The sequence below is a fragment of the Flavobacterium sp. UBA7682 genome (assembly GCF_002482945.1).
Classification (GTDB): Bacteria; Bacteroidota; Bacteroidia; order Flavobacteriales; family Flavobacteriaceae; genus Flavobacterium.
Genome location: NZ_DLGY01000026.1, coordinates 58,392 through 85,299 on the forward strand (window position 1 = coordinate 58,392; position 26,908 = coordinate 85,299).

At 39.3% G+C, this 26,908-nt stretch carries 24 protein-coding genes; 9 read left to right on the top strand and 15 right to left on the bottom strand.

All coding sequences use genetic code 11. From position 1 onward, the window contains the following. Nucleotides 1-26: 26 nt before the first annotated feature. The 3 genes from B3C16_RS06555 to B3C16_RS06565 are packed head-to-tail and all read left to right on the top strand — an operon-like array spanning nucleotide 27 to nucleotide 2,959. Nucleotides 27-2,141, top strand: a complete 2,115-nt coding sequence (locus tag B3C16_RS06555; protein ID WP_291130069.1) for a ribonucleoside triphosphate reductase — start codon at nucleotides 27-29, stop codon at nucleotides 2,139-2,141. Next, nucleotides 2,125-2,292 (top strand): anaerobic ribonucleoside-triphosphate reductase, encoded by a 168-nt coding sequence (gene nrdD, locus B3C16_RS06560; protein ID WP_121312352.1) that lies wholly within the window; start codon nucleotides 2,125-2,127, stop codon nucleotides 2,290-2,292. Before B3C16_RS06555 ends, nrdD begins: the two co-directional genes overlap by 17 nt. Before the next feature lie 4 nt (nucleotides 2,293-2,296). Then, nucleotides 2,297-2,959, top strand: coding sequence for an anaerobic ribonucleoside-triphosphate reductase activating protein (locus tag B3C16_RS06565; protein WP_233549724.1), 663 nt, complete (start codon nucleotides 2,297-2,299; stop codon nucleotides 2,957-2,959). A gap of 1 nt (nucleotide 2,960) precedes the next feature. Here the strand turns inward: B3C16_RS06565 and B3C16_RS06570 are convergent, their stop codons facing one another. The 6 genes from B3C16_RS06570 to B3C16_RS06595 all read right to left on the bottom strand — a co-directional run bounded on the left by B3C16_RS06570 (nucleotide 2,961) and on the right by B3C16_RS06595 (nucleotide 9,200). Next, the gene (locus B3C16_RS06570) at nucleotides 2,961-4,775 is read right to left on the bottom strand and encodes a hypothetical protein (protein ID WP_291130072.1); all 1,815 of its coding nucleotides are present in this window, start codon (nucleotides 4,773-4,775) and stop codon (nucleotides 2,961-2,963) included. Nucleotides 4,776-4,839: 64 nt separating this feature from the next. Further along, the gene (locus tag B3C16_RS06575) at nucleotides 4,840-6,171 is read right to left on the bottom strand and encodes a cbb3-type cytochrome c oxidase subunit I (protein ID WP_158592546.1); all 1,332 of its coding nucleotides are present in this window, start codon (nucleotides 6,169-6,171) and stop codon (nucleotides 4,840-4,842) included. Then, nucleotides 6,164-6,598 (bottom strand): c-type cytochrome, encoded by a 435-nt coding sequence (locus tag B3C16_RS06580; protein ID WP_121312349.1) that lies wholly within the window; start codon nucleotides 6,596-6,598, stop codon nucleotides 6,164-6,166. The genes B3C16_RS06575 and B3C16_RS06580 overlap by 8 nt, the downstream gene beginning before the upstream one ends. A gap of 146 nt (nucleotides 6,599-6,744) precedes the next feature. After that, nucleotides 6,745-7,296: a fasciclin domain-containing protein gene (locus tag B3C16_RS06585; protein ID WP_121312348.1), complete on the bottom strand. Its 552-nt coding sequence runs from the start codon at nucleotides 7,294-7,296 to the stop codon at nucleotides 6,745-6,747. A gap of 66 nt (nucleotides 7,297-7,362) precedes the next feature. Continuing rightward, nucleotides 7,363-8,610: a hypothetical protein gene (locus tag B3C16_RS06590; RefSeq protein ID WP_291130075.1), complete on the bottom strand. Its 1,248-nt coding sequence runs from the start codon at nucleotides 8,608-8,610 to the stop codon at nucleotides 7,363-7,365. After that, the gene (locus tag B3C16_RS06595) at nucleotides 8,610-9,200 is read right to left on the bottom strand and encodes a Crp/Fnr family transcriptional regulator (RefSeq protein ID WP_291130077.1); all 591 of its coding nucleotides are present in this window, start codon (nucleotides 9,198-9,200) and stop codon (nucleotides 8,610-8,612) included. The genes B3C16_RS06590 and B3C16_RS06595 overlap by 1 nt, the downstream gene beginning before the upstream one ends. Before the next feature lie 143 nt (nucleotides 9,201-9,343). Here B3C16_RS06595 and B3C16_RS06600 point away from each other — a divergent pair, with 143 nt between their 5' ends. The 3 genes from B3C16_RS06600 to B3C16_RS06610 all read left to right on the top strand — a co-directional run bounded on the left by B3C16_RS06600 (nucleotide 9,344) and on the right by B3C16_RS06610 (nucleotide 12,720). Beyond that, the gene (locus B3C16_RS06600; RefSeq protein ID WP_291130079.1) at nucleotides 9,344-9,718 is read left to right on the top strand and encodes a hypothetical protein; all 375 of its coding nucleotides are present in this window, start codon (nucleotides 9,344-9,346) and stop codon (nucleotides 9,716-9,718) included. A gap of 104 nt (nucleotides 9,719-9,822) precedes the next feature. Then, nucleotides 9,823-10,677 carry a FixH family protein gene (locus B3C16_RS06605; RefSeq protein WP_291130082.1) on the top strand — a complete coding sequence of 285 codons (855 nt, stop codon included), beginning with the start codon at nucleotides 9,823-9,825 and terminating at the stop codon, nucleotides 10,675-10,677. Nucleotides 10,678-10,734: 57 nt separating this feature from the next. Next, the gene (locus B3C16_RS06610; RefSeq protein WP_291130085.1) at nucleotides 10,735-12,720 is read left to right on the top strand and encodes a TonB-dependent receptor plug domain-containing protein; all 1,986 of its coding nucleotides are present in this window, start codon (nucleotides 10,735-10,737) and stop codon (nucleotides 12,718-12,720) included. 10 nt (nucleotides 12,721-12,730) lie between these two features. On the opposite strand, the gene B3C16_RS06615 is transcribed toward B3C16_RS06610, so the two are convergent. From B3C16_RS06615 to B3C16_RS06655, 9 genes are all read right to left on the bottom strand, one after another. Next, nucleotides 12,731-13,966 (bottom strand): M20 family metallo-hydrolase, encoded by a 1,236-nt coding sequence (locus B3C16_RS06615; RefSeq protein ID WP_291130088.1) that lies wholly within the window; start codon nucleotides 13,964-13,966, stop codon nucleotides 12,731-12,733. 111 nt (nucleotides 13,967-14,077) lie between these two features. Continuing rightward, nucleotides 14,078-15,346, bottom strand: coding sequence for an NAD-dependent dihydropyrimidine dehydrogenase subunit PreA (preA, locus tag B3C16_RS06620; RefSeq protein WP_291130091.1), 1,269 nt, complete (start codon nucleotides 15,344-15,346; stop codon nucleotides 14,078-14,080). A 98-nt stretch (nucleotides 15,347-15,444) separates the two neighbouring features. Continuing rightward, nucleotides 15,445-15,729, bottom strand: coding sequence for a four helix bundle protein (locus B3C16_RS06625; protein WP_291130094.1), 285 nt, complete (start codon nucleotides 15,727-15,729; stop codon nucleotides 15,445-15,447). 37 nt (nucleotides 15,730-15,766) lie between these two features. Further along, nucleotides 15,767-17,152 (bottom strand): NAD(P)-dependent oxidoreductase, encoded by a 1,386-nt coding sequence (locus B3C16_RS06630; RefSeq protein ID WP_291130097.1) that lies wholly within the window; start codon nucleotides 17,150-17,152, stop codon nucleotides 15,767-15,769. A gap of 85 nt (nucleotides 17,153-17,237) precedes the next feature. Continuing rightward, nucleotides 17,238-18,101: a nitrilase-related carbon-nitrogen hydrolase gene (locus tag B3C16_RS06635; RefSeq protein ID WP_291130099.1), complete on the bottom strand. Its 864-nt coding sequence runs from the start codon at nucleotides 18,099-18,101 to the stop codon at nucleotides 17,238-17,240. Nucleotides 18,102-18,179: 78 nt separating this feature from the next. Continuing rightward, nucleotides 18,180-19,562, bottom strand: a complete 1,383-nt coding sequence (gene hydA, locus B3C16_RS06640) for a dihydropyrimidinase (RefSeq protein WP_291130101.1) — start codon at nucleotides 19,560-19,562, stop codon at nucleotides 18,180-18,182. 122 nt (nucleotides 19,563-19,684) lie between these two features. After that, complete coding sequence (locus B3C16_RS06645; RefSeq protein ID WP_291130104.1) at nucleotides 19,685-21,139, bottom strand: NCS1 family nucleobase:cation symporter-1; 1,455 nt, start codon at nucleotides 21,137-21,139, stop codon at nucleotides 19,685-19,687. Nucleotides 21,140-21,156: 17 nt separating this feature from the next. Then, nucleotides 21,157-22,509: an aminotransferase class III-fold pyridoxal phosphate-dependent enzyme gene (locus B3C16_RS06650; RefSeq protein ID WP_291130107.1), complete on the bottom strand. Its 1,353-nt coding sequence runs from the start codon at nucleotides 22,507-22,509 to the stop codon at nucleotides 21,157-21,159. A 200-nt stretch (nucleotides 22,510-22,709) separates the two neighbouring features. Continuing rightward, nucleotides 22,710-24,167, bottom strand: coding sequence for a CoA-acylating methylmalonate-semialdehyde dehydrogenase (locus B3C16_RS06655; RefSeq protein WP_291130110.1), 1,458 nt, complete (start codon nucleotides 24,165-24,167; stop codon nucleotides 22,710-22,712). A gap of 395 nt (nucleotides 24,168-24,562) precedes the next feature. Here B3C16_RS06655 and B3C16_RS06660 point away from each other — a divergent pair, with 395 nt between their 5' ends. From B3C16_RS06660 to B3C16_RS06670, 3 genes are all read left to right on the top strand, one after another. Further along, a complete protein-coding gene (locus B3C16_RS06660) occupies nucleotides 24,563-24,916 on the top strand; it encodes a hypothetical protein (RefSeq protein WP_291130113.1) in 354 nt (117 codons plus the stop codon). A gap of 115 nt (nucleotides 24,917-25,031) precedes the next feature. After that, nucleotides 25,032-25,811, top strand: coding sequence for an MbnP family protein (locus B3C16_RS06665; protein WP_291130116.1), 780 nt, complete (start codon nucleotides 25,032-25,034; stop codon nucleotides 25,809-25,811). 53 nt (nucleotides 25,812-25,864) lie between these two features. Beyond that, entirely contained in the window at nucleotides 25,865-26,905 is a 1,041-nt protein-coding gene (locus tag B3C16_RS06670; RefSeq protein ID WP_291130119.1) for a cytochrome-c peroxidase, read from the top strand. Nucleotides 26,906-26,908: the final 3 nt, after the last annotated feature.

The window sequence follows — 26,908 nt, forward strand, 5'->3', positions numbered from 1 at the left end:
ATGCTAACCTAAAAACCACGCTCATCATGGAAAAATATGTCATCAAAAGAAATGGCGAATACAAACCTTTTGAACCTTTTAAAATAAGGGATGCCATAGTCAAGAGTTTTAATAGTGTCTCGCTTCCGTTTGATGAGCGTGTTTTTGAAAAAGTTATATTGGCGATAAATGCCAAAGAAACTTGGGCTGTTGAGGAAATTCAGGACATTATTGAGCAAACGCTTTTTGAAAACCGGTATTTCACCACAATGCGTTCTTTTATGTTGTTCCGGCATACGCGAAAGTTACAACGGGAACATATCCAAGGATTAAATGACGACACCACTTATGTTGACAGTACACAAACCATAGAAGAATACATTTCACAAACCGACTGGCGTATCAATGCCAATGCCAATACTTCTTACTCCAATGCGGGTTTGGTAAACAACGTAGCCGGAAAAATCATTGCCAATTATTGGTTGGATAAAGTGTATTCCAAAGAAGAAGGTTATGCGCACCGCAACGGAGATTTGCACATCCACGATTTAGATTGCCTAACCGGATATTGCGCCGGTTGGAGTTTGCGGGTTTTACTCAATGACGGTTTCAACGGCGTTCGAGGTCGTGTGGAAAGCAAAGCACCATCGCATTTTAGAGAAGCTTTGGGACAAATGGCCAACTTTCTGGGGATTTTGCAAAGCGAATGGGCCGGCGCACAAGCGTTCAGTTCGTTTGACACATATTTGGCGCCATATGTTTTCAAAGACAATTTGTCTTTTGACGATGTTTTAAAAGCCGTTCGCAGTTTTGTCTATAACCTGAATGTGCCCGCGCGTTGGGGACAATCACCTTTTACCAATATTACTTTGGATTGGGTAGTTCCGGCGGATTTAAAAGAACAAATTCCGACCAAAAATGACCATCATTTATTTGAAACGATTACCAATGAAAGTATTTTGTCGCGCGCCAAAGAACGTGGCTTGGATTCACTCATTGAATTGCGCTACGAACATTTCCAACCCGAGATGAATCTCATCAATAAAGCCTATTATACCGTAATGACGGAAGGCGATGCCAATGGTCAACCATTTACGTTTCCAATTCCAACAGTAAACATCACCGAAGATTTTGATTGGAATGGCGAAAATACCGAACTGTTGTTTGAAAACACAGCTAAGATTGGTTCGTCTTATTTCCAGAATTTTATTGGAAGCCAATATCTTTTGGATGAAAACGGCAATAAAGTCGAAAACCCGAATGCTTACAAACCTAATGCCGTTCGCAGCATGTGTTGTCGTTTGCAACTCGATTTAAGAGAATTATTAAAGCGAGGCAACGGTTTGTTCGGTAGTGCCGAAATGACCGGAAGCATCGGAGTTGTGACCATCAACATGGCACGTTTAGGTTATTTATACGAAGGCAATAAAGAAGAACTGTACAATCAATTAGACCGATTGATGGCATTGGCGCAATCGACTTTGGAAAAGAAACGACAATTCATCCAAGAGATGTATGACCGCGGTTTGTATCCTTACACCAAAAGATATTTGCCGCATTTCCGGAATCACTTTTCTACCATTGGTGTCAATGGAATGAATGAAATGGTACGCAATTTCACTGGAGACAAAGAAGACATCTCAACAACGTTCGGACATGAATTCTCTATGGAAATTTTAAACCATATTCGCAACCGCATGAAAGAATTTCAGGAAACCACTGGTAATCTGTACAACCTGGAAGCCACTCCGGCGGAAGGCACTACTTATCGCTTCGCCAAAGAAGACAAAAAACGCTATCCAAATATCTTGCAAGCCGGCATGGAAGAAAATATTTATTATACCAACAGTTCCCAAATTCCGGTAGATTTTACCCAAGATCCGTTTGAAGCACTCTTAATGCAAGACGATTTGCAATGTCAATACACCGGCGGAACGGTACTGCATTTGTATATGAACGAAAGAATCAGCACTTCGGAAGCTTGCAAAAACTTTATCAAAACGGTCTTGTCTAAATTCAAATTGCCTTATATCACAGTCACACCGGTATTCAGTGTTTGTCCGGTTCACGGTTACCTCAACGGTGAACACGAATTCTGCCCAAAATGCGACGATGTTTTAATAGAAAACCAAAAAAATATTACATATGAAAACAAAAACTAATGAGATTTTAAAAGAAAACCAACATTTGAGAACCAAATGCCTCGTTTACACCAGAGTGATGGGATATCATCGCCCGGTAGAAAGTTTTAATATCGGTAAGAAAGGAGAGCACAAACAACGAATCCATTTTAAAGAATGTCCAAATGGTTAAACCAGTGAGTAATATAACTCCTTTTACCCTTTTGGATTATCCGGACAAAAGCGCTTGCATCCTTTGGTATGCCGGTTGCAATATGCGGTGTTTGTATTGCTATAATCCTGAGATTGTTTTCGGGAAAGGAAAATTCTCCTTTTCCGAAATGATCTCTTTTTTAGAAACGCGAAAAGGCCTGCTCGATGCAGTAGTTTTCAGTGGTGGCGAATGTTTAATTCACAAAGATATAATAGAACAAATCAGTCTTGTGAAAGCGATGGGTTTTTTGGTAAAAGTGGATACCAATGGTTCCAAACCTGAAGTCCTTAAACATCTGATAGAACAACAATTGATAGATTATGTAGCACTCGATTTTAAGTCTACCAAAGAGTCGTTTTCGTTTATCACACAATCCGATTTATTTGACCAATTTGAAAAATCCATGCAATTGCTTTTAAATGCTGATATTGCTTTTGAAGTCCGTACCACTTATCACTCCGAATTGCTGGCCAAAGATGAACTCAACGATATGATTGACTATCTGAAATACAATGAATATACCGGAACTTATTACATTCAGCATTTTAGAAACCAAGTAGAAACCATTGGGAAATTACCCAATTCTTACTGTCGTTTGGAAAACACTTTGCCTATAAATCCTGCGGTAAAAATTACACTTCGATAAGCTATACATTCTCCAAAACCGGAATAGCAATCTGATTCACTTCCGCTTTATAAAACTGCAATTGTTTTTGGATAGTATTCTTTTCCTTGGCAAAGGAATTAGTTGTTTCAAACAAATCCAAATAATAATCAATTCCCGTCAACACATTACTTTTAAAGGCATTCCATTTTTTGAGTTGGGCTGTGGTGAATTCCTCGGTATAGTTTTCCAATTCGTTTTTCAAATAATCCACATACATTTTCAGCTCTTTAACAAACATATTTGGGCGATTGATATCCGACAATACATTGGCATTGCCATAAATATGCTTTACCATTTGAGCCAAAGAAACTACTTTGTCAAAATAAGCTAAATTTGGTCCCGGACAAATCACAATACCTTGTTGTTGGCCTTTAACTTCAATATCATTTTCTATATATGAAGCATTAGCCAAGCCCACGCACAGACACGATTTTTCAAATATTTTGGCTTGCATTTTCTGTATGTCTGATTCAGACAGATTGTCTTTCTGAACTTCTAATTCGGCTAATTTAATATCCTGATATTTTTTAGAAGCCGTACACATGCCTTGCGGATCGTATTCTTTACTCAATGCTAACAATTTTTTCGGACAAGAACTTCCGGCTTTATTGTCGTCAATTCTTTTTTGTTTCCAAAGGTCATTACTCATCCCTTTCACTGAATTAAAGGGAACACCCAGTGGTGAAATATCACTCAAATAAAAATCAGCTTCTTGGGCTTTCGCCAAAAGTGTTCTGGTTTCATTATCGACTGAAGTGGCTTCGGGAACCAATAGGAATGGTGAACCCCAACCTACGGAATCTAATTTGTAATTTTCGATTAAAAAATCATGTTCTTCTCCTGTACCAACACCGCCTTGAGCTGTGATTTTTAAACTGAGTGGCTGAGTCGGAACAGCTAGATTTTTAGCTTCTAAAGCCTTCACCATCAATTCATGAGCTGACTGCACCAACTGTTCTTTTTTGGCTTTAAATTCTTCTAAGATTGGCCCCATCAAAAAACCGTCTGTTGCAAATGCATGTCCGCCACAATTCAATCCCGATTCGATGCGGTATTCTGAAACCCAAAGCCCTTTTTTGGCCAAAAAATTCCCTTGAATCATCGCCGAACGAAAGTCGCTCACTTTCAGAATAATTTTCTTTTGCAGTCGTCCTTTCGCATCAGGATAAAACACAGGAAATTTTTCAAAATAGCTGTACAGCCTTGGATTCATCCCTGCAGAAAGCACTACAGAAGAACTCAAACTACTCTCAGCAAAACCACGCAAAGAAGCATGAGCATCATTGAATTCAACCGGTAATTGTTCGTTTTTATTAAAATTATCTTTGTCCACTTTAGTCATGATATTCACATCGATTTCTCCGGGGAAAAAATGTTCAGCCAAGTAACTTTTAACGGATTCTTTGATTAACAATCCTTCCTCGATGAATCTTTGAAGTCCGTTTTTCAATTCGGATTTATTGGGCAACATAGCGATGTAATTTTCCAAAGCCGTTTTGTTCTCGGCCAGTTCATTTTTGAAAATTTCAAATTTGTCTTTGACTATAGTATCAACCAAATTCAGATAATGCTTAATTCGCTCCGCACGGTAATCATGGCATTTTTGCGTAATCTCATGGTAAGGCAGACTGAATTTTTTACTGTAAAAAGCCCGCATTTTTTCTATCAGTTCGTCATCGGTGATGGATATTACGGAGGAAATACCAAATTGTGCTACACGAATCGGACTGTCAATGGTATAAGCCAATCCCATTACGGGTATGTGAAAAGTATGGATATTGTTTGTAGTAGTCATGAGGTAACGTTTTTTAATAAGGGGCGAATTTTGTGAAATCATTCCATATAAAGTATGATATATGTCATACCAAGGAAGAAGAGAGATGTTTTTTGATGTTTATCAGCAGTTCAAAGACAATTAGATACAATCCTACCAAAATACCTAGGCCGAAAAACACAAATAGGACATAAAACCAGTGCATAGAATCCTGAAATTGCGCAAAAGAAATCGCTTGATTAAAGTGTGTCCTATGGGCCTTTTTTATGCCCATCAACAACAAACTGATCCAGAAAAGAAAAAACGAAATGTTGAAAATCTTGAGCCCAATTTGGATTCTCTTTACGGGAACCAAACAGTTATTCAACTCCAAAATATAAGTGACTGAAGATAACAATATCAAAGTATTAATGCCAATGGTAGTTCCCATCGAATGTGCCACCGTAATATGCGTGCCATGTGTAAATAAATTGATAGCCGGAATAGAAATCAACAGCGCCAAAATAATATTCAAAAACACCCAAAAATCAGCTAAGCGCATGAATTGATAAGCCAAAGCAAACTCGTTTTTTTTCTTCTGAGACAAATTCTTTTTCCAGTCATAAATAATCGAAAAGAGTATAATCCATTCAGTCATGCTAATGCCGTAAGCGAGATACCTTATCCATGACGCTGTCGGGATAATATAAACGTGATGCGCCCAGCCAAACATCAAATTAGTCAATCCTAAAAAGAAAAAGAAAAACGCTTTCCCTGACTTTGCATAACGCTCCTCTTTGCTGATTTTGGTCATAACATAAATCGCCGTGCCGTAAACCAACATGTTCCAAGAACCTACATAAGAACCGCCGGCCTTCCATTGCATGGCTACATTTTGTACAAAATGCGCTTTGAAATAGGGTAGTAACCACAAATGCGCTTCGGTGAAATGGTAAATCATCAACACAATACCTGTGGCCCACATCCAGTAATACACCGGCCAATTTTTGAAAGTCGGAACTAACGTTTTGAAATAAGTAAGACCAAATAGAATCCAACCTAAGACAATTGGAAAATAGAAATAGCTTGGGAATTCGAGGTATTCTTTTCCGGCAAAATTTTTAAATAAATAAGATATTGCAATTCCCAATCCGCTAAGAATAAATACCCACAAATGAGTTTTAATCAGATTTTGATTGGGTAATTTGGCTTCGTTATTTTGACCCAAATAATAGTAAACACCGCCTGTCGCCGTTAGTAAAACCCATGAAACGACAAATAAAGTATGTAATGGTCGAAGTGTCTGAAACGGTAGTGTTTCTTTGATAAATTCGGGAATAACATATTGGAAACCGCCAAGCAATCCGCAAAACAACCCCAATAGTAAAGAAATCAATCCGGAAGCAATAAAGTAAAAAGGATAATGGGTATTATTCATGCGTTTCATTTTGGTTTTGAATTTTGACCCAACCATCAGCCTCAATCTTGGCTTTGGTATTCGGATACTGTCCGGTTTGGTCTATTTCTTTGAGATACTGTAACAATTCTTCTTTTTCAGTTTCATTGAAATCAAACCTCGGCATGGTTTTAATACCACTGTTGAACATTGATTTCAAAAACTTCTCATCCCGCTTTCTAAAGGAATATACATTGGTCAAATCGGGTCCGAGATAACCGCCCAAACCATAAATTTGATGACAGGAATTACAATTGTTTTGTAGCCAAAGTTTCTCGCCCTGAAGCGCCTTTTCTGACAATCGTACATTTCCATAAGCCGACGTATCGGTATAAATAATATAATTGTAACTTGAAAATAAAGCCAACAATAGCAGCAATAAGAATAGGTATTTTCTCGGTGGAATCATAGCCGAAAGACATTGAATTTGTATTGCAAATAGAGGAAAATAAAATACCTTTGTTTATGATTTTAATCACAAAAAAGGCGTGAATGACAACTTCCACGCCTTTTCCCTTTCAAAAAAGAAAAACAAGATTTGAATTAATAATTATCCTATTTTGGAAGTAAGACGTCTCCGATTACGTGAATAATCCCGTTGGAAGTTTCAATCGAAGCTACAATTTCAGAGCCGTTTACAAAAGTTTTTTCGCCTTGCTTGGTGATTTTTACTTTGCCTCCATAAACCATGTCAAACTCTTGTCCTTCTTGCATGTATTCTACCTTCAAGGTTCCCACATAAGTGTGATAGCCTAAAATGTTTTGCAAATCGGCTTTTTTTTCCGGTTTTAATAAATCATCAACGGTTCCGGCCGGTAATTTATCAAAAGCGGCATTGGTTGGCGCAAAAACGGTAAAAGGTCCGGCATTGCTTAAAGAAGTTACTAACTCAGCCGCTTTTACAGCCGCTACTAATGTAGTGTGGTCTTTACTTCCGGAAGCCACCTGAACAATATTTGGATTGGAGGTTTCGTCTTGTACACCTTCCTGACCTACATTTTGGGTCTCTATGGCTTCGGTGGTTTCAACTGGAGTTTCGCTGTTTTGTTTGCAACCAACAGTAGCAAAAAAACAAGCTAAAAGCAAAATTTTAATGGAATTTTTCATAATATTAAATACTTGGTTTATACACACAAAGTACCTAACTATGAAACAGTTATTTTATGATTCAACTCATAAAACTGTAGGGATTTTAACTTTTTTAATCGAATAAAAAGCAGTGATACCAATGCCTGAAACAAGTATCAATGCTATACCAAAAAGCATCTCATTTACGTACGGAATTACGGTATAACTAAACGATGCAATCCCTTGAATGGCCAACAATAATTCGTTTAAAAAAACGCCGATAGAGAAAAGTGTAATCCCAAATTTGATGGATTTATGGATAAAAAAGAAATGATTGGCATAAATGTAAAACAACAAAAACAAACTGATAACCGCTAATAAAACTAAATGCAAATAGGCAATAACAATAGGTCGAAAACCAAAAGCCATTTGACTAAGTGCCGGAACAGTTGAACCCAATTGCAACAACAACTTCATACTAAAAGCCATGGCCACAAATAGGATGATGTATCGCAGAAAGAAAGGATAGTTTTCAAGAACAGTTTTTTTAGTTTTGACCAAAATAACTAAAAACGGAAACCACGCAAAAACTTGAAGAAAAGCGGAAATTACGGTTAAAATATAAATCCACAGTGGCAAATCTAACCAAAGTGTCGATAAGAAATAAGCCGGAAGACAAGCGATGAAAAACAGCCAAAACACCTTTTTAATAAAAGGCGAATCAGTGGTTTTTAAATCGAGAAAACATACCAGCAATCCCATACAGGCAAAGAAAAACCAACCGTTGTATTGAAAATGCAGGTAGTAATAAATTGAGGCTAAGTATTCATTTTGATGAATATTTTTACTAACCATCATATACGCTAAAGCAAAAGTGCCCAAAGAAGAAATGACATTGAAAAAAATGGCTGCTTTAAACCAATTTACCGAAAGCGAGGTGCTGTCCACCGATTTCAAATCTTTCCAATATTGGTACCCAAAAACATAAGCCACTACTATTGAAGCGGTAGAAAAAAATATCGAAAAAGCAGCATAACCCTGAACAATAAAGAATACCAACATCCCATAGGCACAAATCAAATTGGCCAATAGAATCTTATTATAATTACCAAATCTATTGCCTAATGCCTTTTGACTATTGCCTCTTTTCTCCAAAAACCCAACCATCAGCACCATCAATGTATGGCTAATCCAACCGGCAAAGGCAAAATGAGAATGGGAATGTTGAAGATTTTTTTGGTTAAAGAATGGAAATTCGAAACCAATTTTATATCGCATCAAAAGCCCAAGAAACGCAACTATCAACAAGTTAATGAGAGAGAATTTTAACCAAAACTTACTATTGAAGTTCATTAGTAAAATATTTTGTGGTTGATAATGTCAACTTTTTTGGCTTTGGCCATTTTTGATAAAGCCCTGATTACGGTTTCAACTCTCAAGCCTGTAAAATTGGCTATCTCTTGTCGAGTAAAAGGCACTTGCTCTTTTTCACATCCGGTTTTTCCTTTTTTATTTGCATTTAAAAAGGCCATTATTCTGAATTCAGGTTTTTGATTGATAATGTCCTTAGAGGTAATTGTCTTTGAGTGAATACGACGACACATCAAGTTTAAAAATTGTTTTTGTATGGATGGATATTCATCCAAGATTTTTAAAAACTTGTCCTTGGACAATTTAATTATTTTACTGTCTTGAAAAGCTACAGCGGTCGAAGGATAAATTTCATTGATAAACACAGGTGGCTCTCCAAAACTTTGACCTTCCGAAAAATAGCCTTGTGTAAACTCTTTGCCTTCGTCATTGGAATTGTACATCCTAATACTTCCTTCGATAATTTGAAAATAAAAGTTGGCCATCTCATCTTCACAAAAAATCATTTCGCCCTTTTTATATTCCTTAGCTATAGCGCCCCAAGTGAAGAGTAAATCTAAGTCTATTTGCATTTTGATTTTGAGTATTTTATGGAGCTAACTGCCTTTATGAACAGTAATCTCTGCTATATGTTACAAAATTAGTTTTTATAAAAATACTAAAAATATGACCATAATCATATAAAAAGCCGCCTTTTCCTGCTTAAATTTGTCTCGTGAAAAACTTAGTAATCATAATAGCACTTGTCATGTTCCTGAAACCGATACTTCCGGTAGCAGATTACATCATTAACTATGATTACATCTCAAAAGTACTTTGTGAAAACAAAGCCAAACCTGAACTGAAGTGTAACGGAAAGTGTCAGTTGATGAAAGAATTGGCCAAAGCTTCAGAGCAAGAAAAACCCCTTTCACCCACAAAAAAAATACAACTTCACGAAACAGAAGTGTTGTTTTTTCAGGAAATCCAACCGCTTATTGCAAGACAATCTTATTGTCAGCTTAAAAACCCCATTGGCGACTACTATTCCAATCTTTACTTTCACTTGAATGGGTTTGCCGTTTTTCATCCGCCAACTTTCTCGGCTTAAATTTTAAACTTTTATCAATCTTACTGAGATTGACTGGACGATTCTTGTCCAAAAACTATTGGAAGTTGTTCCAATGAAATTCTTATTATCTAAAATTTACAAAAATGAAAACCTTATTAAAATATACGCTTGCCTTCTTTTTATTGGCCATTACAATGACATTTACCGCTTGTTCTTCTGATGATGACAACGCGCCAACCGATGAATTAGCCGAACTCACAAAGTTCAAAGAATTCTCTAACGAAACACACACTATTGAACTGTATTCTCATTTAGGGAGTTTGGAGCAAGGCTTCAACGAAATTTCCCTTAGAATCAAAGACAACGCTAGCGGTAATTATGTTTCAAATGCCGAAGTAAACTGGATGCCAATAATGCACATGGCTATGATGAACCATTCTTGCCCGAAATCGACGGTGGAAAAAGTTACTACTAACGGCACTTTATATAACGGTTACATTGTTTTTCAAATGGCTCAAAACGCAACCGAATACTGGGATTTAAAAGTAGACTACACCATCAATGGAACGGATTTCACCGCTACTTCTGTGATTGATGTTCCGGCTTCAGTTAAAAGAAGAGTGAATACTTTTACCGGTACTGATGGTGCAAAATACATCGTGGCTTATGCCGAACCACACCACCCTAAAGTCGCTGTTAATGATGTCGTTTTTGGCGTATGGAAAATGCAAGATATGATGAACTTCCCGGTTGTAAATGGTTATACCGTAAAAATAGACCCAAGAATGCCAAGCATGGGCAACCACAGTTCACCGAATAATGTTGACGCTACTCAAAAAGCAGACGGCGGCTTATACGAAGGCAAACTTTCCTTAACCATGACCGGTTATTGGAAAATCAACTTGCAATTGTTGAATGCCGAAGCCACGGTTTTAAAAGGCGAAGCCATTACCGAAAGCGTTTTGGAAAGCAGCATTTTCTTCGAAATCGAATTCTAAATCCACTCAAAAAGGTCTTGCTGACAAACTAGTGAGACCTTTTTAAATCTAACTGTGATGAAAAAAATTATCCTATTGCTATTACTCAATGGCTTCATCTCCTATGCTCAAGAAGCAAAAGACTCTTTGTTGCCCAAAGATTTAAAAGAAGTAATTGTCATTGGCAAAAAAACCCAAATCCACGAAAAATTAACCAAATCTCTTGCTACTATCGATGAGTTTTTAGACAAAGGAAGTAAAGTCGATTTGGTCAAACGCGGCGCTTATGCTTGGGAACCCATTATCAATAGCATGGCTACTGAAAGAACCCTAATTACCATTGACGGGATGCGAATTTTTGGCGCTTGTACGGATAAAATGGATCCAATCACTTCTTATGTAGAAGTGTCGAATCTTTCGCAAGCGACTGTAAATTCAGGACAACAAGGCAGCTGTTTCGGTTCAACCATTGGAGGCGCTATTGATTTGAAACGCACCCAAAGCAAATTCGGAACACCAAATTGGAATTTCGCACTAAACACCGGTTTTGAATCTAACAATCGTCAAAAAATAATCGGTTCGTCTGTCAATTTTGCCGACAGTACTTATTATTTTGATACCGATGTGATGTTTCGCGAAGCCGATAATTACGCCGCCGGAAATAACAAAGAAATCCTGTATTCCCAATTCAGGAAACTCAATTTCTCCGGTACTACGGGTTTTAAATTCCGTCAAAACCAATTGATTGAAGCTTCAGTGATTTATGATAAAGCTACTGATGTTGGTTATCCGGCTTTGCCTATGGATGTTTCTTTGGCAGAAGCCTTAATCACTTCGCTGAAATATGTAATATTGCCGAAATCACCTTTGTTAAAAGACTGGGAAACCAAAATTTATTTCAACACCATAACACACCGAATGGACGATACCACTCGACCATCAGTTCCCATTCACATGGACATGCCGGGTTGGAGCGAAACTTTTGGGATGTATTCCAAAATCAGCGGTTTGAAAAACAACCATCACTTTTTAGCCAATCTGAATTCGTTTTACAACAAGTCAGTAGCAGAAATGACCATGTATCCTGCTGACCCTAATGAAAACAGCATGTTCATGTATACTTGGCCCGATGTGCGCACTTTTTTCACCGGTTTGTTTGTTGAGGACAATTGGGTGTTTAATTGCCATTCCGGTTTGAAAATTTCGGTTTCTATTGGCAGTCATACCAATGAGGTTGCGAGTGATTTCGGATTGCAAAGTCTGCAAATTTTTTATCCCGAAATGGAAGCCCAAAAATCGCGTTTCTTAAAAAGCATGGCGGTCAATTACAACTACACTAAAAACAATTGGGAATATGGCTTTGGGGGTGGATATGGCGAAAGAGCACCATCGGTTTCCGAAGGCTACGGATTCTATCTTTTCAACAGCTCCGACCGCTTTGACTATATTGGCAACCCGAACTTGAAAAACGAAAAATCATTCGAAAGCAATATTTTCTTTGGTTACAAAAGAGAAAAAATCAGTGCCAAAATCACTTCTTCCTATTTTCATATCACTAATTACATCATAGGAACTCCTGATGATATTTTAGTCCCGATGACAATTGGTGCCAATGGCGTAAAATTGTATACGGCTTTGGATTATGCAACCATTTTCAATGTCGATTTTAACGCGGAATGGACTTTTAGCAAAAAGTGGAAATGGAACGTAAACTTATTCTACAGCCGAGGAAAAGACAGTAATAACAATGATTTGCCACTCATCAATCCTTTGAGTTACAAAACGGCTTTGAGTTACACTCAATTGAAATTCAATGCCTCTTTGGAATGTGTTGGTAATGTTACCCAAAACCAATTTGGCGCTGTTTATGGAGAAACTAAAACACCTGATTTTGCCTTGCTGAATGCTAATTTCGGGTACAAACTTTCGTTTGCAGGAAGTAAATTATATACAAAAATAGGTGCCGAAAATATATTGGATAACTATTATACGACTTACTCCGACTGGAATAAAATCCCGCGTATGGGAAGAAATATTTTCGTTAATTTAACTTTTAGCCTATAAGATAAAACTGTTATCGATTAAGAATTTGCTGTACCGTTCCTAATAAAACATTAGCACCAATCGCCAAATCTTCATAGGATGCATATTCGAGTGGATTGTGACTGATGCCATCTTTGCAACGCACAAATATCATTCCGTAATCGCAGACATAAGACAACGCCAACGCATCGTGAAACGGGCCGCTCATCAATTCGATTTCGTCTAATTGTAGTTTTTGACATTCGGCGTGGATGATTTCTTTAATCCAATCGGCGCAATATCTTGGATCGCTTTTGGTGTCTTCAGAGATTTCGTAAGTGAGTTTATGTTTAGCACAAATGGATTCTATTCTATCGCGAAGTTGCTTTTCATAACGGTTTCTTCTTTCCAAATCGATGTCGCGCAAATCAACCGTAAAAGTTACTTCCTCGGGAATAATATTTCTGGATGCCGGAAAAATATTCAGCGTTCCAACGGTTCCAACGGTTGGATTTCCGGGAACTTGATTGGCTATTTCATTAACGGCCACAATGATTTCGGCGGCACCAACCAACGCATCTTTCCGAATCGGCATCGGAACAGAACCGGTATGCCCAGCCATTCCTTTGAGCTTGACGGTCCACCATAGGGGCCCCGAAATTCCGGAAACGACTCCGATAGGTTTATTGGCCAAATCTAAAATCGGTCCTTGCTCAATATGCAATTCTAAAAAGCAAAAAATGCTTCTGGGTTGGTATTCTGAATCTTTGAATTTGGTGATGTCGCAACCAAAAGCTGCCAACGCTTGACCGCGAGTAATCCCTGCTGCATCAGCGCGTTCTAATTCACCTTCTTCGAGTTTTCCTAAAATGCCGCGCGATCCGAATAAGCCTTTGTTAAAACGCCAACCTTCTTCATCAGCAAAAGAAATGACTTCGATACTTCTTTCCGGAACGATGCCGTTTTCATGTAAAGTTTTCACCACTTCAATCGCACAAAGCACTCCGGCAACGCCATCAAAACGACCACCGTAAGGTTGGGAATCGAGATGCGAACCCATCATCAAAACAGGTAAGTCAGGATTTTTGCCTTCGAGTCTTCCGATTAGGTTTCCGAAATTATCGATGCGAACGGTCATACCGGCTTCCTTCATCCAAGAACCTGCGATTTCAAATCCTTGTTTTTCCAACTCAGTATGCGCAGGACGACAAGTGCCGGTTTCGCCAATTTTGCCGATTAAGCTCATGGCTTCGAAGTGTTGCTCTAGTCGAGCAGAATTTATTTTCATTTTATGTTGAATTTTGACCCGAGCGCAAGCGAACGGACGTTAGTAATGCTAAATGTTAAATGACAACAGTGCCATCATTCAACATTCAACATTTAACATTTAAAATAATTTTTAATGGTCATTTAACGGCAATCCTCTTTCCTGCCAGTCTTTCCAATTCACATATTCAGGCGCCACTCGGTGGACTTCCATCGTGATGCATTCATCAACCGGACAGACTAATTTGCACAAATTACAGCCTACACATTCTTCTTCTTTGATGGTGTAGTTGTTATAAGGAATGCCTCTTTCGATGTTGATGGATTGGTGCGAAGTGTCTTCGCAAGCGATGTAACACAAGCCACAATGAATGCATTTGTCTTGATCGATTTTGGCGATGTGATGGTAGTTGATGTCTAAATCTTCCCAATGGGTGATTTTTTCTACAGATTTGCCAATGAAATCGGTGGTTTTTTGATAGCCTTTTTCGTCCATCCAGTTGTTTAAACCTTCGCATAGGTCTTCCACAATTCGGAAACCGTGTGTCATGGCAGCGGTACAAACTTGTACGGAAGTCGCGCCCAATAACATGAATTCTACGGCATCTTTCCAAGTACTTACGCCACCTATTCCGGAAATCGGTACTTTGTTGGTTACCTCATCTTGTGCAATCGTGGTTAACATTTTTAAAGCAATCGGCTTCACCGCCGGACCGCAATAACCACCAAAAACACTTTTTCCGGCTACGTAAGGATTCGGCACTAACGTATCTAAATCAATTCCGGTGACACTTTGTATGGTATTGATTAAACTCAGTGCGCTGGTTCCGCCTTCAACCGCGGCTCTTCCGGTTGGAACAACAGAATGTACATTGGGTGTAAGCTTAGTAATTACCGGAATCGTGGCTTTTTCCATTACCCATTCGACTACCATTTTGGCAATTTCCGGGTCTTGTCCTACCGCTGCACCCATGCCTCTTTCGGTCATGCCGTGTGGACATCCAAAGTTCAATTCAAAGCCCATCGCTCCGGCATCTTCGCATTTCATGATTAAATCATGCCAAGACTTACGGTCATTGTCCGCCATTAGCGAAACAATCATCGCTCTATCCGGGAACATTTTTACGACTTCGTAAATTTCTTTAAGGTTGATTTCTAAAGGTCGGTCGCTGATTAATTCTATATTATTGAAACCCATGATTCGTTTTCTTCCATATTCCACAGAAGAGTAACGCGAGGACACATTTTTGACTTGGGAACCTAAAGTTTTCCAAACCACGCCGCCCCAACCTGCTTCAAAAGCACGGACAACGTTGATTAATTTATCAGTTGGTGGCGCACTGGCTAACCAAAACGGATTTGGAGATTTTATGCCTAAAAAATCGGTTGATATATCTGCCATAATTTTATTATGTTAAATTTTGAATGTTTCTTATTGTAAAGACGTTTGACTTGTTTTTACAATCTTGGTTATGATGTTGATGATGTGCTCAATCTGTATTAAAATGTTGAATAATCTAAGGGAACCAGCTTACTTTTATCTAAAAGCCGTAACCAATATTTTGTTTCTCTGGCCTCTTTTGAAGCAATCGACATTTTCGCAATAAAATCTTTCTTAGTTTGAGCGGCATTGGCTTCTTCCACATTCGCTCCGATGCTAGTGGTGCTTCGAAGTAATTGTTTACAAATCACATACTCTTTTTGATCTAATAAAGTTTTATACAAACCAATAATGGCAATAGAAAAATCAAAAGTTAAGGTTACTATTTTGTTCTCTGTTTTCATTCCATTCAACATTTAACATTTAGCATTCATCATAAATTTAGTTATTAAAAGTTGGTTTTAATTCGGATTCGATGATATAATCCGGACTGATGATGTATTTTAAAATAGCGGCGGCTCCGTCTTTTCCGGCTTGTACCGCATCGACCACTTCTCTTCCGCCGTTGACGCAATCGCCACCGGCAAATACACCTGCTATCTTAGCGGATGATTTTCCATCAACGACAATTTTGCCGTTGTTGTTTTCGATATTATTGTCATTGACCAAAGATTGGAAAGGCATTTGCCCTGCGGCTTTGATGACCATATCTACATCTAGCGTAAAGGTTTCTCCTGAAACTACCGGACTTCTTCTGCCACTGGCATCGGGTTCGCCGAGTTTCATTACATCACAAACCAGTTGAGAGACTTTGCCGTTTTCGCCTTTAATTTCTTTAGGTGAGGCTAACCAGATTACCTTACAGCCGTCGAGTTTGGCAATGTCCAATTCCTTTTCGGTACAAGGCATTTCGGATTGCGTTCTTCGGTACACCAAAGTCACATCGGAAGCACCTAATCTCTTGGCTTGCGTAGCGGCATCGATAGCAGTCATTCCCATTCCGATTACGGCTACTTTATCGCCTACGGCAATTTTGGAATAATCATTATCGCGTAATTCGTAAATGAATTTAATCGCATCTTCAACACCTTGTAAATGTTCGCCTTCAATGTCTAATTGACGCGCCAATCCAACTCCGAACGCCATATAAACCGCATCGTAGTTTTGTTTTAATTGTTCCAAAGTGACGTCTTTGCCAAATTCTTGATTGTATTTGATGTCGATGCCACCAATGGAAGTGATGTAATTCACCTCCTCTTCGCAAAATTCAGGCGTTACTTTATAAGCGGCAATACCGTAAGTCATCAAACCACCGCCTTTGCTTTCTTTTTCATAAATGGTCACATCGATTCCTTCACGGCTCAAAGTATGCGCACAACTCAAACCCGCAGGACCGGCACCAACAATAGCGACTTTTTTGCCTTTTGATGGCTTTCTATCGAAGAGTTGCCAATTGTTTTCCATCGCTTTTTCAGTCGAATAGCGTTGGAGTTTGGCTATATTAATAGGCGTTTCGTGCATTAAATTATAGACACAAGCGCCTTCGCATAATTTTTCTACCGGACACACTTTACTGCATCCCGCGCCCATAATATTGGAAGAAAAAATGGTATGTGCTGAGCCTTTAATATTATCCGTCGTGATTTGTCTGATGAATTTGGGTACGTTGATAGACGTCGGACACGACTTCATACAAGGCGGATCATAGCAAAAGAGACAGCGATTGGCTTCCACCACAGCGGCATCTCTGGTTTCAAACGGCGGATGAATATCGGTGAAGTTTTCCTGATATTCTGCCGGGGTTAATCGGTTATTTTTTATGCTCATATTTTTTCTATGTTAAATTTTGAATTTTGAATGTTAAATGCCTTTCATTCAAAATTTAGCATTTAACATTCAACATAATTATTTTCTAAGGTGCTGTAATTTCACCATAAGTTTCGGGTCTTCGGTCTCGATAGAATTGCCATTTGGCTCTGATTTGTTCTATTAAATCCAAATCGAATTCGGCTACCAACAACTCATCTTTATCTTCAGAAGCGCAGGCGAAAATTTCACCCAACGGATTCACGAAATAAGATGTACCATAAAAGCGTCCCAAGTTCCAAGGTTTTTCAATGCCTACTCGGTTGATACAACCCATGAAATAACCATTGGCCACGGCATGTGCCGGTTGTTCGAGTTTCCATAAATTTTGGGATTGTCCAACGGTTGTGGCGGATGGATTGTAAACAATTTCGGCACCGTTCAATCCCAAACATCTGGCACCATCAGGAAAATGTCTATCATAGCAAATGTATACGCCGACTTTAGCGTATTTGGTTTGAAAAACAGGATAACCTAAATTTCCCGGTTTGAAGAAAAACTTCTCCCAAAAACCACCAGTTTGTGGAATGTGATTTTTGCGGTATTTACCCAAATACGTTCCATCAGCATCAATAACCGCAGCAGTGTTGTATAAAACGCCGGCTTGGTCTTTTTCATACACCGGAACAACAATCACCATGTCATATTTCTCGGCGTAAACCTGCATTCTTTCTGTCGTTGGACCGGGCACACTTTCTGCCGAAGCATACCAAGCGCTGTCTTGTCCGGGACAGAAATAAGGCGTATTAAAAATCTCCTGAAAACACAAAATCTGAACGCCTTGTCTTCCGGCTTCTTCGATATAGGGAATGTGCTTTTGCAGCATCGCTTCCATAATTTCGGAAATCGTGCCTTCGCCTTCGGTTTTGGCCAAACTCAATTGGATTAAGCCTGATTTTACTATCCTCATCTTTTATTATTTTGAATGTTGAATGTTGCATGTTGAATGCCTTTTCATTTAGCATTTAAAATTTAAAATTCAACATAATTATATCTTCCCGTCCACTTTATTTCGTTTCACAAATTGGCCGTAGCCTTTTTGCACTTTACATTCGTTATTGTCAATTACTACTTTGCCTCGCAACAAAACGGTTTTTACTTTTCCGGTCAGTTCCCAACCTTCATAACCGCTGTAATCCACATTCATGTGATGCGTTTTGGCGGAAAGCGTGTGTTTTTCATGGGCATCAAATAAGACTATATCCGCATCGCTTCCTATGGCAATGGTTCCTTTTTTCGGGAACATGCCGAAGATTTTGGCTGCGTTGGTTGAAGCGACTTCTACATATTTATTCAACGTGATTCTGCCTTTGTTTACGCCTTCGCTAAATAATAACTCCATTCGGTTTTCGATTGCCGGATGGCCATTTGGGATTTTAGAGAAATCGTCCTTTCCCATTAATTTTTGTTCCCACATAAACGGACAATGGTCGGTTGCCACAACATTGACTAAACCTTGATTCAATCCGGCCCAAAGCGTTTCTTGGTCTTTCTTTTCACGCAAAGGCGGCGACATAACCCATTTAGCTCCTTCAAAATTTTGTTCATACAAACTCGCATCCAAAATCAAATATTGAATACAGGTTTCTACGAATACGTGTTGGTTTCTGCGAGTCGCAAATCGCACTGCGTTTAACGCACCTTCACAAGTTAGGTGAACAATATAACCGGGACAACCGGTGTAATCCGCCATATCGGCAAAGCGACTGCTGGCTTCCGCTTCGGTGACTTCGGGTTGGGATAAATAATGGTATAAGGGTGATAATTTGCCTTCTGATTTGTGCTTGGCAATCAAGAAATCAATCATATCGCCATTGGTGGCGTGAACGTTGATTAAGCCGCCGTGTTTTTTAACTTCTTGCATCAAGCCGACCATTTGGCGGTCATCAATCATCAATGCGCCTTTATAGGCCATAAATGTTTTGAAAGAAGTGATGCCTTCGACTTCAATAAAATGCTGGATTTCTTTTTTGGTTTCGTCATTGAAATCGGTCACCGCCATGTGAAAACTGTAATCGCCTACCGCATTGTTATCACTTCTGCCTTTCCATTCTTGTAACGCGGATTGTAGGCTTTTGCCTTGGGTTTGCAGAATGAAATCAATCACAGTTGTCGTTCCACCATACAATGCGGCTCGGGTTCCGGTTTCATAATTGTCACTGCTGTACGTTCCCATAAACGGCATATCCAAATGCACGTGAGGATCAATTCCACCCGGCATGACTAACTTTCCTGAGGCGTCGATTACTTCATCGGCTTGAACGTTAAAATTTTTACCTATGGCTGAAATTGTTTCGCCTTCTATAAAAATATCTGCCACATAATCATCGGTAGCGGTTATGATTCTTCCGTTTTTGATTAAAATACTCATTTTCTTATTATGTTAAATTTTGAATGTTAACCCGAGGCGTAGCCGAACTGTATGAAGCGTAGCGGAATAAATGCTAAATGAAATTCATTCAACATTTAGCATTTAACATTCATCATAATTATTTATTGTTTTTTTCTCATTAAAACATAATACACTAGTCCACTAATCCCAAAGCCTACAAACCAAGCGTAATGGTACAAACCTGAAATCCACTCGGGAAAAACAGAGTTGTCTACTACTTTGATGGTTAAGAAAAAGCCCGGAACATTCGGGAGAATTCCAAGGAGTAATGCCCAAATCGCTTTGGTGTTGAACCCTTTGGAAAAGCTGTAAATGCCATTTTTATTGTATAAATCATCCACGACCAAAGTCTGTTTTCGGATGAAATAATAATCGACTATCATGATGCCGCCAACTGGCCCAAGCAAACTAGAATAGCCTACCAACCAAGTGAAAATATATCCTGTTGGGTCAGCTATCAGTTTCCATGGAAAAATCATGATTCCTATGATTCCTGTGATGTAACCGCCTTTTCTGAAGTCGATTTTACTTGGCGATAAATTGGCAAAATCGTTCGCCGGACTGACAATATTTGCGGCTATATTTGTCGCCAATGTCGAAATCGCCACGGCAATCATGGCAAGACTTACCAATAACTTACTATCAAATTTTCCGGCTAAAATCACAGGATCCCAAATGGTAGTTCCGAAAACAATCGTCGTAGCCGAAGTCACAACAACGCCAACGAAGGCGAACATCGTCATCGAAGTAGGCAACCCGTAAATCTGTCCTTTGATTTGTGCTTTTTGCGAAGTCGCATATCTGGTAAAATCGGGAATGTTTAAAGACAATGTCGCCCAAAAACCTACCATTCCGGTCAGCGCCGGAAAAAAGAAATGGAAGAAATCGACGGTATTGGTAAATTTAGATTTGGTTTCCAAAATCGGTCCCAAACCATTCGCCGCACTAATCGCCCAAAACAATAAAGCCAATGCTGCCACTGGTAAAAAGATGGCTTTAAACACTAATAGTTTTCGGATGCTGTCAACCCCTAAATACACTACATACATATTCAACAACCAAAACAGCAAAAAACATATCGCCGGTCCGGTTTGCAATCCCCAACTATCAGGGAAAATTTGTGGTAAGGTTTCTATGCTTGGTATCCACAGTCGCATCATTTGGTAAATGGCAAATCCGCCAATCCAGGTTTGGATGCCGAACCAACCGCAAGCGACTATCGCTCTAAGTAGCGCCGGAATATTGGCACCCATTGTTCCGAAACTCGCTCTGGCAAAGACCGGAAATGGAATGCCATATTTAGCACCCGCATGACCGTTTAAAATCATCGGAATTAAGACAATTGTGTTTCCTAAAAATATGGTTAATATCGCTTGCCACCAATTCATCCCGCCTTCAATCAGCGAACTCGACAGCATATAGGTCGGAATACAAAGACTCATGCTGATCCAAAGCGCAGCATAATTCCAAGTCGTCCAGGTTCGCTTTTCGGCTGAAACCGGCGCCAAGTCTTCACTATACAAAGTCGAATTTGTATGATTTAGGTTTTCGGACATGTTGGGTTAGAGTTTGTTTATACTAAAGCTGCATCTGATATTTTCAAAGCTTCACCAATGATGGCTAATCCTTCATCGATTTGCGCTTCCGTGACACACAATGGCGGCGCTATGAAAATGTAGCCCCAACGCACAAAAGTGTACAACCCTAATTCGCGCACTTTCGCCGCAATGGCATTCGTAACTTTTAAATCATCGCCGGCAGCATTATAAGGAGCGATTAATTCGCCCGTACTTTTATTTTTTAAGATGTCTAAACAACCCAACAATCCGGTGTTTCGGAACGTTCCCATACTAGGATGTTCTGCTCTCATCGCTTCGATTCGGGATTCTAGATACGCTCCCATTTTACGGGTATTCTCGATTAATCTATCGCTTTCGTAAATGTTGATTACAGCCAAAGCAGCAGCTAAAGCTACCGGATGACCGTTATACGTTAAGCCAATCATCATGGGCGTCGTTTCAAATTTGGCGGCTATTTTATCCGAAACCATCAAGCACCCTAACGGCAAATAAGAAGCGGTTAATCCTTTGGCCATACAAACCATATCTGGAATGATGCCGTGGTTTTCGAAACCGAACCATTTTCCGGTGCGACCGAAGCCGCTCATTACCTCATCGGCAACGAACAAGATTCCGTATTTTTCACATAGCGCTTTTACGCCTTTTAAATACCCTTTCGGATAATGCAAACAACCTGACGAACCGCTTTCACCTTCAAAAATAAAAGCCGCTATATTGGTTTTGCCTTCCAAATGGATGACTCTTTCTACGTATTCCAAACTTAGGTTCAACTTGGTGGTTTCGTCTAAATCTTTCATCCCAAAGAAATAATACGGATCATCTAAATGCACGGCATTCGGCATTTGTTGGGAATCGTTGGCTAATTTTCTTGGATCGCCACCAACGGTCATTCCGCCAATGGAACCACCGTGAAAAGCGCGGTATCTTCCGATGATTTTGTGTCTTCCGGTGTACAATCTTGCCAATTTAATCGCGTTGTCAATCGATGACGTACCACATAAAGTGTAGAATGCTTTGTTCAAATCGCCCGGACAGATTTCCGCCAACTTTCTGGATAACTTCGCTCTGATTTCCGTCGTGCAACTTGGCGTTACAAAACTCACTTTTTGCATTTGCTCTACGACTGCCTCGGTAACGCGTTGGTCACCATGACCGATATTGACCGACATCAAGCCCGAAGAAAAATCGATGATTCTGTTGCCGTCGTAGTCGTATAAATACACGCCTTCGGCTCTTTCTATCGCTATGGGATTCACACTTCCTTGTGCCGACCACGAGAATAAACTGAATTCTTTGCTGTCGCTTATGATTTGTTCTTTGGTCAAGGTTTGTTCTTTTGTAATCATCTTTATTTTTTATTTTGACCCGAGCGCTAGCGAACAGATCGTTAGATAATGTTGAATGTTGAATTTTAAATGAGATTTTCTAGCCCCGATTGCAACGGAAATCCTTTTGTGCCGTTTTTCGGCATAAAAGATTGAAGTGAAAAGCGGGATTAGCTCCTAAATAATTTAACATTCAACATTTAGCATTTAACATAATTTTCCTAGCTCATCCAATTCACACCAGCCTCAGCATTCCATTTAATTGTGCTCTTTTTTAATTTGGTCCAAAACTCAATCGAGCTTTTTCCGGTGATGTCGCCTACGCCAAATTTACTTTCGTTCCAACCGCCAAAACTGAATGGTTCTCTCGGTACCGGAACGCCTACATTTACGCCAATCATTCCGGCACTGGCTTTGTCGATGATGTAACGCGCCATGCCACCATTTTGGGTGAATACACTCGCGGCATTTCCATAAGGATTTTTGTTTTCGATAGCTAAAGCTTCGTCAACTGTTTTGGTTCTGATAATGGAGATTACCGGTCCGAAGATTTCTTCAGTAGCGACACTCATTTCGGGTGTTACGAAGTCGATTACCGTTGGCCCAACATAAGTGCCGTTTTCCTTTCCGGCGACTTTGGTGTTTCTGCCGTCGACTAATATTTTGGCACCGTCTTTTTCAGCTTGGGTGATATAGTTTTCGATTCTATCTTGAGATTCTTTATTAATGACCGCTCCAAGGTTTTGACCCGGAATTATTTTGCGCGCTTCGTCACATATTTTGGACACAATGGCATCCACATTGCCTACGCCAATCATAGCCGAAGCCGCCATACAACGTTGTCCGGCACACCCCGACATCGATGCTGCTACATTCTGCGCCGTCATATCCGGAATCGCATCGGGTAAGACCATTAAGTGGTTTTTGGCACCACCTAAAGCCAAACATCTTTTTAAATTATGAGTCGCTCTTTGGTACACTATCTTCGCTACTTTCGTGGAACCCACAAACGAAACCGCTTCAATTTTCGGATGGTCACAAATCGCATTTACAATATCTACATCGCCGTGAACTACATTGAAAACACCATCCGGCAATCCGGCTTCTTTTAACAATTCGGCCAAACGACCACAACTCAATGGCACTTTTTCAGAAGGTTTGATAATCATGCAATTCCCTAACGCAATCGCATTTGGGATTGTCCAATTGGGAACCATCGAGGGAAAGTTGAAAGGAACAATGGAAGCGACAACGCCCAAAGGCACGTGCTCTGTTCTGCATTCAACACCTTTGCTGACTTCTAGTAATTCGCCGGTGATTAATTGGGGTAAGGAAGTGGCGAACTCGGTAAGTTCGATACATTTTTCTATTTCGGCTACCGATTCACCATAGGTTTTTCCGTTTTCTTCGCTGCACAGTTCGGCTAACTCTTTTAGGTTTTTTTCTAATAACGCTTTGTATCTGAAAAACACCTGAACGCGTTCCTTAATCGGGGTTTTGCTCCACGCCGGAAACGCAGCTTGGGCAGCTTTCACCGCCTCGTCTAAATCTTTCGCGCTCGACAAAGGGACTGTAGATAAAAAACTCCCGTCTAAGGGAGAGATGACATTTAAAGTTTTGGAAGTGGAGGTTTGAACAAAATGTCCGTTGATGTAATTCTGAATTGCTGAATATTTCATTTAAATTATTATTATTTTACAAATATTTTAATAAAAGTAATAACAATTCCATAATAAACAAATTTTAACGCTGAATTATTATCATTTCGGTAATTTTAGATAAAAACCCTAAGTATTAACAAGGGTAACCGTTAGAAAACTATCGAATTGTAACAAATTCAATAGATTACACACTAACCCAAGGGTGATTGGTTTTCCTTTTTGTTTAAGCAATTAATCCAAACAAATTTCTACAAGGCAACACTGTCAAGGTGTGGCGACGTTCTTAAAAAAACAGTAACTTAGCAAATTTAAATTCTAAAAAAACTTTTAAGAAAGAAAAAATACGCCCTTATTTTGTTTAAAATAATAATTTTCAGTAGTACCTTTGCACGGTGAAAAACTTATTAATCATAATGGCGCTTACCATGGTACTCAAACCGATGTTTCCGGTTGTTGATTATGTGGTCAATTATGATTATATAACTAAAGTACTTTGTGAAAACAAAGCCAAACCGGAATTAAAATGTAACGGAAAATGTCAGTTGATGAAAGAATTGGCTAAAGCTGCAGAAGAAGAAAAACCTATTTCACCTAACAAAAAAACACAAATCCAAGAAACAGAAGTTCTGTTTTTTCAGGAAATTCAAGTCTTATTTTCAAAACAATCTTATTTTCAGCATAAAAATGCTATTGACGACCACTACACCAATCTATACTTTCACTTAAAGAGTGGTTCTGTCTTTCATCCACCCACTGTAATTTCATAATTGTTTATTTTTTAGTTCCTTTTTCAGGAACTTTCGAGCCTATACGCTCAATCATTATCTCCGAAGCAGCAATCGCTTCGGGCTAACTTTATATAATCAATTAATTAAAACAAAAATGAAATTACTAGTAAGAAACTTAGTAGCAGCTTTTGCTATAGCATTAACTTTTACCGCTTGTTCAAGCGATGACGATAACACACCAACAGGTCAAGGAAGCTTGAAATTAGAATTCGATAACGTATATAAAACCGCCAATCTGGCTTTCAACACTACTTATACCAATACCAATGGTGAAGTTATAAAAGTGGCCAAAGCCAAATATATTGTAAGCAACATCGTCCTAACAAAAGCTGACGGTTCTACTTATACCGTTCCAAAAAGCGAAAGTTACTTTATCATTGACGAAGCCACAGCAGCATCAACATTGCTTACGCTTCCTAATATTCCTGCGGCTAACTATACTAAAGTTTCCTTCGGAATTGGTGTTGACCAAGAACAGTTTTTATTAGGTGCCGACGGACAAGGCAACTTCTTAGCAACAGCTCAAGCGGCCGGAATGATGTGGTCTTGGAGTGCAGGATACAAATTTGTAGCTTTTGAAGGCTCGTTTACCTCTTCTTCCGTAACTACCGACACAACTTTTATGCTACACACCGGAAAAACAGGTACTGATTACAACTACGCGACTGTAGCGCTTGACTTACCGGAAAATGCTTTAGTAAGAACCAACATCACGCCACAAGTACACATCATGGCCGACTTAGCGCAACTGATTGATGGTACAAACAAAATCAACTTTGCCGAAGGTGCTATGGTAATGGGTGGTGCTAAATTAGCTTTAGTTACCGCAAACATTGCCAATGTGTTCGAAGTACACCATGTACACAATGACTAAAAAACAAAAAGCAGTCAGCTCCTGGGTTGACTGCTTTTTTAAATTCTTAAAAAATGAAAACACACCATTTGTGGCTTTTTCTTATGCCCCTATTTTGGGGTTGCTCTAACGATGAAAGTGCCGAATACCAAAACATCCCATTAGAGTTTAATGTCCCTTCTAATTTTCCTCCGGTAGCCTATAATTTTGCCAACAATCCTCTAACCGAAAAAGGATTTGAATTAGGTAAAAAGTTATTCTACGACGGACGACTGGCCTCTGACGGAGTCGTTTCTTGCGGATTTTGCCACATTCAAGAAGATGCATTTACACACCACGGCCACACCTTTAGCCATGGTGTAGGTGATGGTATAGGAACACGCAATACGCCGCCAATCCAAAATTTGGCTTATCAAACTACTTTCATGTGGGATGGAGCCACGGATCATCTCGACCTTCAAGCCATTATTCCGCTTACAAGTGAAATTGAAATGAATGGTAACTTAAACAACATCATTGCCATGATGAAAGGCGATGCTCAGTACCGAAAATTATTCCGACAAGCATTTGATGACGGCGAAATCAATTCAGAGAATATGCTCAAAGCCTTAGGTCAATTTATGGTCATGGTCACTTCCTCTAACTCGCGTTTCGACAAATACCGCCGTAATGAACCGGGTGGAACACTAACTTCCGACGAATTACAAGGATACGCGCTGTTCAATCAAAAATGTGCTTCTTGCCATGCTACCGATATTTTTACCGATAATACATTTCGAAACAACGGTTTACCGGTAAACCCTTCCATCAATGACATAGGTCGCTATCGTGTAACCGAATTGCCTCAAGACTTGCACAAATTCAAAGTACCAAGCTTAAGAAATATTGAAAAAACCGCACCGTACATGCACGACGGTCGTTTTTACACCCTAGATGCAGTATTGAATCACTATGCTACCGGTGTCATCTCTTCGGCAACACTCGATCCATTGTTGCAAAACAACAACTCTTTAGGAATTCCATTGACCGAAAGCGAAAAAACAAAAATCATTGCTTTCCTAAAAACCTTAACTGATATACAGTACTTAACAAATCCAAAATTTGCCGAATTTTAATCA